The following is a 6,733-nucleotide window of genomic DNA, read 5'->3' as shown; positions in this document are numbered from 1 at the left end:
GCCTGCGACACGTGTTGCCGCACTGGCAGCGGCCGGTCAAATCTGTTTTGGAGAAAACCGGGTTCAAGAGGCGCGGGCAAAACAGTGCGAGTTGGCCGAAACTCCTTCTTTGCTGGCTGCTGCTGGACAGGCTCTGCCTTTGCAGTGGCATTTGATTGGTCCTTTGCAACGTAACAAAGCCAAACTGGCGGCAGGCATCTTTCAAATGATTCACAGTGTGGATACGCTGCCTTTGGCGCAGACTTTGTCGGCAGCGCTGATGCAAGGAGAGAGTTTGCCCATCTTGTTGCAGGTCAATATTGGTCGGGAGAGTCAAAAACAGGGAGTGCTTGCTGAAGAGCTGCTGCCGCTATTGCAACAGGTGGCACAACTGCCTGGTTTGGCGGTACAGGGTTTGATGGCCATTCCACCTTGGACAGCCACCGCCGAAGAGGCACGTCCCTATTTTCGTGCTTTGGCGCGACTGGCACAACAGATGGCCGCAGAAAAGATTGCTGGCGTCTGCATGAATGAGCTATCAATGGGTATGAGTCAGGATTTTGAGGTGGCTATCGAAGAGGGAGCGACCTGGGTGCGCGTTGGCAGCGCCCTGTTCGGAGCGCGTTGAGGAGGGGTGGGTATCAGAGCAATGGGCAGGAGGAGAGCATGTGCGCAAAGCGGTTGTCATGGAGTATTGCTGTAGCAAGCGCCGGGATGGTGGCAGGGGTTGCGGTTGCCGATCCTCTGGCACAGGCGCAACACGAGTTGGAGCAGGGTCATTACAGTCGGGCCGCCTCTGCCTTTGGCGAGTTGTTGCGCCAGGGTCAGGGTAATCAGGAGAGCCGACTGCAGGCTTTGATCGGACGCTGCCAGGCCCGCTATCAGCAGCACTTGGCCGCTCCCACACAATCCCACCTGGCACAACAGGCATTTTCCGATTGCAAACAGGCGATTGAGTTGCAGGCAGATTATCCTCTGGCCTATCGTTTGCGTGGCATGGTGCAGTTGGCTTTACAACAACCACGTCCTGCTTTGGCCGATTTGAATGTGGCTGTAGCCTTGGATCCGAAAGATTTTTTGGCGTTGCAGCACCGAGGGATGGCCCGCACCCGGCTGAATCAGGTGGAGGGAGCCATGGAGGATTTTAATGCCGCCATTCGCCTGAATCCAGATTTTCCGGGGAGCTATTATTATCGGGGACAACTGCACTCTCTGCAAAACCGGCATGATGCGGCTGTCGCTGATTTTAATACCTTTTTTCAGTTGGTGCAGCGGGATGGCACAGCCTACTCACAAGCGGAACGCAATCGACTTTTGAGTGGTCGCGATTTGTCGGTCGCCGATGATTTCAACAGGGTGTTACAGCAACAGCAACAGCAGCAACAACAACCGCCGCTTTCCAGCACATCTGCCCGCAGCGGAAAAACTCCCGCACCCCAGGAGGCTAAAAAAGCCCGACCTTCTCCTGCCCCCCGCGAAGAGGTAACCGATCCGCTTGCAGAGGTAATTCTGGATGCCAGCCTGGATGCTGATCTGCCTCCTGCGCGCAGTGGTGCAGCGCATCGCAAGGGTTCCTATGCTTTCAAGATAGAATCTTTCCGGGAGTCGGCCAATGCCGACAAGGCTTTGGCCCGTGTCAGCGAACAAAAGATGCCGGTTTATGTGGAGCCGGTAGAGATCAACCATGTCACCCATTTGCGGGTATGGGTTGGTCCATTTGTCTCGCAGAAGGAGGCAGAAGCAGCCCGCCGCCGTCTGCATGCTGTTGGTTTTACCCCAGAAGAGGTCAAATCATTTTAATCATCCAGAGTGGAAATAACCGAAATGTTGCAGGAGATACGGATTGGTTTTCTTGGTGGCGGCAACATGGCCGCTGCCATGATTGCAGGATTGTTGCAGGCTGGAGTGACCGGTGGACAGTTGTGTGTCAGCGAACCGGTAGCAGAACGGCGGCAATGGTTACAGGAAAAGTTTGCGATTTCGGTAGTAGCAGACAATCTGAGCCTGATGCGTTTGCAACCGCAGGTGGTGATTTTGGCGGTAAAACCGGGCAAGGTAGGGGCTGTTTTGCAGGAGATATTTGCTTATTGGCAGAAGGAGCAGTTGCTGCTTTCGATTGCTGCCGGTATTGAGTTGGCGACGTTGCAGCAGGGAGTGCCGGAAGGACAAGGGGTGGTACGGGTGATGCCCAACACTCCGGCTTTGATCGGTGAAGGGATTGCAGCGCTTTATGCTCCGGCATGGTTGGGACAGAGAGAGCGACAATGGGCCCACGCCATTATGGCGGTCACCGGCGAGGTGGTGGAGATTGAGGATGAGGGGTGGATGGATGGGGTCACCGCTTTGTCGGGATCAGGACCGGCCTATGTCTATTTGATTGCCGAAGCACTTTCGGATGGTGGGGTGGCCTGCGGTCTGCCGCGTGCGGTGGCCGATCGTTTGGCGATTCGTACCTTGATTGGTTCAGCCCGTCTGTTGGATGCGAGTGGAAGCCATCCGGGTGTCTTGAAAAATCAGGTTACCTCCCCGGGAGGTACCACTATTGCAGCTCTCACCCGTCTGGAAACAGCAGGGGTGCGAGGAGCGTTGATTGAAGCGGTGCAAGCGGCTTGGCAACGGTCGCGTGCCTTGCGTGGTCACTCCTGAGTGTGACAATCGACTTTCATAACCAACAGGAAAGAAGACGATGGGCGTTCTTGGTTCACTGACTGTGTTGTTGGATTTTGCCTTGGGGGTTTATACCTGGATGATTTTGATTCGGGTGTTGCTCTCCTGGGTCAATCCAGATCCCTATAATCCGATTGTGCAGTTTTTGATGCGGGCGACCGATCCGCTGTTGGAACCGTTGCGACGTCTGTTGCCTCCGGTGGCGGGGCTGGATCTCTCTCCGATTGTGGCGTTGTTGGGATTATCCTTGTTGCAGCGCCTGGTGGCTGGCATGGCCCGTGGCAGCATGGCGTTATCATCGCTGCTATTGGAAGTGATCACCTTGGTGCATCTTTTGTTGACCTTTTATCTTTTGTTGCTTTTTGTGCGCGGGGGATTGCACATTCGTTCCTGGTTGGCTTTCCGCCGTGGTCGTCCGGTACGGATTAATTTGGCCAATCCTCTGTTACGCTTTGTGTTTCAGGCCACAGAACCTTTGGTGCGCTGGTTGCGGCCCCGGTTGCCGACGGTATATGGATTGGATATCTCTCCTTTAATGGCGGCGTTGGCGATATTGGTATTTTTGGCTATTTTGCAAGATGTCACCTTTCGCTTGATGTTGCATGGTTGAGCAGAGTAGCGACGAGCTGCCAGGCCGTTGGCAGGGGGGAGATTGGTATGTGGAGGTACGTCTACAGCCACGAGCGGCCCGAGTAACGGTATTGGGGATGTATGGCACGGCGATTAAAATTGCTGTGACCGCACCTCCGGTAGCCGGGGCTGCCAATCAGGCTTTATGCCACTGGTTGGCAGAGCAACTGCATATTGCCAAAGGTCGGGTACAGTTGCTGGCCGGAGAGCAGGCACGGGATAAACGGTTGCGGCTGCAGGCAGTGACAGAAGCAGAGGTAAGAGTTTTTTGTCAGCGCTGGCAATTATCAGTGAGCGGGATGGGCGCTCAGGCCGACAAATAGAGTGAGCACAAAAAGGACCGCCATGCGCAAGGAGTTGCGCATGGCGGTTGGTGTGCATTTTGACCGTGCAACAGATCAGGCCAAAGAGCTTTCAACCCACTCATAGAGTTTGGATTTGGGCAGGGCACCGATTTTTGTGGCTTCGATCTGCCCTTTTTTGAACAGCATCAGGGTCGGAATACCACGGACGCCATAGGTGCCTGGGGTATTGGGGTTATGATCGATATTGATTTTAGCGACGGTGAGACGGCCTTTGAAATCCACGGCCATCTCATCCAGGAAGGGGCCAATCTGCTTGCATGGGCCGCACCATTCAGCCCAAAAGTCCACCAAAACAGGCAATTCCGATTTCAGTACATCTTGTTCAAAGGTGCCATCCGAAGTTTGCACGATATCTTGATTCATGGTCACAACGACTCCAAAGGGGGTTTACGGCCCGGACATCGCCCAGGCAGAGATATGCACAGGCTAAAAGGAGGGGGCTGTTTTTGTCAAGACTCATTCATCCCTTTGACAAGAGCGCAAACCGTTTCTATAGTGACAGCCACTTTTTGCACTTTGCACGGTTAGCTCAGTTGGATAGAGCGTTGGCCTCCGAAGCCAAAGGTCATTGGTTCGAATCCAATACCGTGTACCAATAAAATCAAATATTTACGGTCACTCGCAAGGTGGCCGTTTTTGTCTCAGCAATCAAATGGCGTAACCGCGCAAACGTCGCGTTTTACTTCATCGCCAATCTTCTGCATCATAACGGATAGATCGTGTTGAGTTTGCAGGTTAAGCCAAAACTCTGGTGTTGTCCCAAACAAATGGGATAGACGAATGGCTGTATCGGCTGTGATACTGCGGCGTTCATGAATTATGGCCCCGATACGGGTTGTGGGCACTCGCAAGCGCATGGCTAGTGCGTTGGCGCTCAGATTGTGTGGGTGCATGAACTCTTCCCTCAGCACTTCCCCTGGATGAACTTTGATGCGCATGGCAACCCCTAATGATAGTCCACAATTTCGACATGGCAGGCATGACCTTCTTGCCATTCAAAACAGATACGAAACTGGTCATTGATCCGAATGCTGTACTGTCCACGCCGATCGCCATGGAGTGATTCCAGCCTGTTGTTGGGAGGTATCCGCAAATCATCCAAAGAATGGGCAGCAGCCAGCATATCGAGTTTTCGGAGGGCAATCTTGGCAACAGCCTCGAAGCGTGGCACCCGTTCGCCGTCATTGAGCAGTTCTGTCTGTTTGTCGCGAAAGCTCTTGATCATATGTTTATCGTATAACGTCAAACGTATAATTACAAGAACAATGTATCACCGTACACCACGCTTTTTGGTAACAGATAATTCAACAACCGTTATGGATGTGCTGGAATGTCCCAAGAACGCCCCGACAACAGGCAAACTTAACCCGACATGGCCCCTCCCTGAGGCAAAGGCATGGCGCAACCCATGCAAGGTTATGTCGCTCAACCCTGCCAGTGTGCGTACCTTTGCCCATACTCTGGGAACGCCAACAATGGCAGTACCCTCTTTCCCACATATCGTCGCAAGCGGTTGCTGTGACGGTATTGGATGACATAAACAATTTTACCCGCCGCCGTCACTTTCAAGACAAAGCCCTTCAGCGCCACATCCCAAAAAAATTGATCCGTCTCCCCTGGTGTGATAGCGTCAACAATCTTTTTTGTGATCTTTGCCTGTGCCATAATGCAGCCCTCTCGGTAAGCTGTATGTGATCGCTGGCGTGATTTGCTTAACTGCTGTTTCGATGCTCTGATGCCGACTCTCTCCTCTCAAGAAAATAGTCTATTGACCAGTGAGCAGCTTTTGGCTCTCTATCGTCGCGCTGCTTTTTTGGAAGCATTCTCTCTGGCTGAACAGTTGTTGCGCGCTTTTCCTGGCCATCCGGCACTTCTGGCCTGTGCGGGTGATTGTGCGCTGCGTCTTGCCTGGAGCGCGCAAAACAGTGGAGAGTGGGAGAGGGCAGAATCATTTTACCGTCGTCTCTTGGCTATCGATCCCCATCATCCGGAAGCCTTGTTTCGCCTTGCCTGTCTGTTACAGGAGCAGCAACAGCAACAGGATGCGGAAAAGCTCTACCGGCAGCTTCTGGCCTGCCAGCCGCAACACCCGGAAGCCTGGTATAACCTGGCCAATCTCCTCAAACAGGACAATCGCTTGCCAGAGGCCCTGGAGAGCTATCAAGAGGTGATTCGTCAGCAGGCCGATCATGCCCGTGCCTGGAATAATAGAGGGTTGCTGTTGCAGAGCATGCAGCAGATGGATGCTGCCAAACAGTCGTTGCAGGAGGCCATCCGCCTGGCGCCGCAACAGGTCGATTATTGGATCAATCTTGGCAATTTGTTGCATAAAACAGGTGACAATAGCAGCGCCGAAACCATCTATTGCCACGCTCTTACTCTGCAACCACAGCATGCAGTTTGTCTCTGTAACCTGGGCATTGTGTTATCAGAACGACAGCGTCTGCCAGAGGCAGAGCAGTGCTATCGTGCGGTGCTGCAGTTACATCCAGAACATAGTGAAGCACGTTGGAACCTCAGCCTGCTTTTGTTGCGCCAGGAGCGTTATGCAGAAGGCTGGGAGCATTATGAAGCCCGCTTGCTGCCTGAGCGGCGACAAACTGCTCTGCCGTCATGGCCCTTTCCGCAATGGCAAGGGGAGTCTCTGCATGGCCTGTCTCTTTTGTTGCTTTGTGAGCAGGGATTTGGGGATACCATTCATTTTTGTCGTTATATAACACTGTTGCGACGATTGGGGGTACGCCATGTCACCCTGCTCTGTCCGGCGCCGCTCGCGGTTTTGTTACAGAGTCTGCCTGCAGTGGATCAACTGTTGGTAGAGGACGAAGGGGATCCGCCGCCGCATGATTATTGGCTCTTTCTGATGAGTCTTCCGTATCGATTGGGAGCAACTGTACCACTTTTGCCCTCTGCTTTGCCCTATTTGACAGCGCCGATTGAGCGTCTGCGCTTTTGGCAAAACCTTCTGCCAGCCGACAGACTCCATATCGGGGTGATCTGGCGGGGCTCTCCTCTTCATAAAAATGATCAGCAACGCTCTTTGCCCTCGCTGCGGGTGTTGGCCCCGCTCTGGCAGATCAGCGGAGTCACCT

At 53.5% G+C, this 6,733-nt stretch carries 11 protein-coding genes and 1 tRNA gene; 7 read left to right on the top strand and 5 right to left on the bottom strand.

The features are described from left to right. The 5 genes from EJP87_RS05420 to EJP87_RS05400 all read left to right on the top strand — a co-directional run. A partial coding sequence (locus EJP87_RS05420) for a YggS family pyridoxal phosphate-dependent enzyme (protein WP_130470841.1) occupies positions 1 to 607 on the top strand: 607 nt, incomplete at its 5' end. A 38-nt stretch (positions 608 to 645) separates the two neighbouring features. Next, positions 646 to 1,779, top strand: coding sequence for a tetratricopeptide repeat protein (locus EJP87_RS05415; protein WP_130470840.1), 1,134 nt, complete (start codon positions 646 to 648; stop codon positions 1,777 to 1,779). A 24-nt stretch (positions 1,780 to 1,803) separates the two neighbouring features. After that, a complete protein-coding gene (gene proC / locus EJP87_RS05410) occupies positions 1,804 to 2,625 on the top strand; it encodes a pyrroline-5-carboxylate reductase (protein WP_153188656.1) in 822 nt (273 codons plus the stop codon). Between the two features lie 40 nt (positions 2,626 to 2,665). Further along, positions 2,666 to 3,256, top strand: a complete 591-nt coding sequence (locus EJP87_RS05405) for a YggT family protein (RefSeq protein ID WP_130470838.1) — start codon at positions 2,666 to 2,668, stop codon at positions 3,254 to 3,256. Next, complete coding sequence (locus EJP87_RS05400; protein ID WP_130470837.1) at positions 3,249 to 3,599, top strand: DUF167 domain-containing protein; 351 nt, start codon at positions 3,249 to 3,251, stop codon at positions 3,597 to 3,599. The genes EJP87_RS05405 and EJP87_RS05400 overlap by 8 nt, the downstream gene beginning before the upstream one ends. A 75-nt stretch (positions 3,600 to 3,674) precedes the next feature. Here EJP87_RS05400 and trxA read toward each other — a convergent pair whose 3' ends face one another. Further along, a complete protein-coding gene (trxA, locus tag EJP87_RS05395) occupies positions 3,675 to 4,004 on the bottom strand; it encodes a thioredoxin TrxA (RefSeq protein ID WP_130470836.1) in 330 nt (109 codons plus the stop codon). A gap of 155 nt (positions 4,005 to 4,159) precedes the next feature. On the opposite strand from trxA, the gene EJP87_RS05390 reads away from it, so the two are divergent. Continuing rightward, positions 4,160 to 4,236 (top strand) — tRNA-Arg (locus EJP87_RS05390). Positions 4,237 to 4,282: 46 nt separating this feature from the next. Here the strand turns inward: EJP87_RS05390 and EJP87_RS05385 are convergent. The 4 genes from EJP87_RS05385 to EJP87_RS05370 are packed head-to-tail and all read right to left on the bottom strand — an operon-like array spanning position 4,283 to position 5,306. Beyond that, positions 4,283 to 4,579 carry a HigA family addiction module antitoxin gene (locus EJP87_RS05385; protein ID WP_130470835.1) on the bottom strand — a complete coding sequence of 99 codons (297 nt, stop codon included), beginning with the start codon at positions 4,577 to 4,579 and terminating at the stop codon, positions 4,283 to 4,285. A gap of 8 nt (positions 4,580 to 4,587) precedes the next feature. Continuing rightward, the gene (locus EJP87_RS05380) at positions 4,588 to 4,866 is read right to left on the bottom strand and encodes a type II toxin-antitoxin system RelE/ParE family toxin (protein ID WP_130470834.1); all 279 of its coding nucleotides are present in this window, start codon (positions 4,864 to 4,866) and stop codon (positions 4,588 to 4,590) included. 45 nt (positions 4,867 to 4,911) lie between these two features. Further along, on the bottom strand, positions 4,912 to 5,046 hold the full coding sequence (locus EJP87_RS18955) for a site-specific integrase (protein ID WP_420886845.1): 135 nt from the start codon (positions 5,044 to 5,046) through the stop codon (positions 4,912 to 4,914). Positions 5,047 to 5,066: 20 nt separating this feature from the next. Continuing rightward, on the bottom strand, positions 5,067 to 5,306 hold the full coding sequence (locus EJP87_RS05370) for an SH2 domain-containing protein (protein WP_130470833.1): 240 nt from the start codon (positions 5,304 to 5,306) through the stop codon (positions 5,067 to 5,069). 70 nt (positions 5,307 to 5,376) lie between these two features. Between EJP87_RS05370 and EJP87_RS05365 the strand changes: the two genes are divergently transcribed. Continuing rightward, the coding region (locus EJP87_RS05365; protein WP_130470832.1) for a tetratricopeptide repeat protein at positions 5,377 to 6,733 on the top strand (1,357 nt) is incomplete at its 3' end.

It is taken from the genome of Candidatus Magnetaquicoccus inordinatus, from assembly GCF_004217665.1.
Taxonomy (GTDB): Bacteria; Pseudomonadota; Magnetococcia; order Magnetococcales; family Magnetaquicoccaceae; genus Magnetaquicoccus; species Magnetaquicoccus inordinatus.
Note: the sequence above shows the minus strand (reverse complement) of the source record. Positions and strands in the feature narration are given on the sequence as shown.

Coding starts and splice junctions, on each gene's coding strand:
- EJP87_RS05370 (WP_130470833.1), bottom strand. CDS start 5,306: ATGGCACAGGCAAAGATCACAAAAAAGATTGTTGACGCTATCACACCA.
- EJP87_RS05380 (WP_130470834.1), bottom strand. CDS start 4,866: ATGATCAAGAGCTTTCGCGACAAACAGACAGAACTGCTCAATGACGGC.
- trxA (WP_130470836.1), bottom strand. CDS start 4,004: ATGAATCAAGATATCGTGCAAACTTCGGATGGCACCTTTGAACAAGAT.
- EJP87_RS05400 (WP_130470837.1), top strand. CDS start 3,249: ATGGTTGAGCAGAGTAGCGACGAGCTGCCAGGCCGTTGGCAGGGGGGA.
- proC (WP_153188656.1), top strand. CDS start 1,804: ATGTTGCAGGAGATACGGATTGGTTTTCTTGGTGGCGGCAACATGGCC.
- EJP87_RS05405 (WP_130470838.1), top strand. CDS start 2,666: ATGGGCGTTCTTGGTTCACTGACTGTGTTGTTGGATTTTGCCTTGGGG.
- EJP87_RS05385 (WP_130470835.1), bottom strand. CDS start 4,579: ATGCGCATCAAAGTTCATCCAGGGGAAGTGCTGAGGGAAGAGTTCATG.
- EJP87_RS05415 (WP_130470840.1), top strand. CDS start 646: ATGTGCGCAAAGCGGTTGTCATGGAGTATTGCTGTAGCAAGCGCCGGG.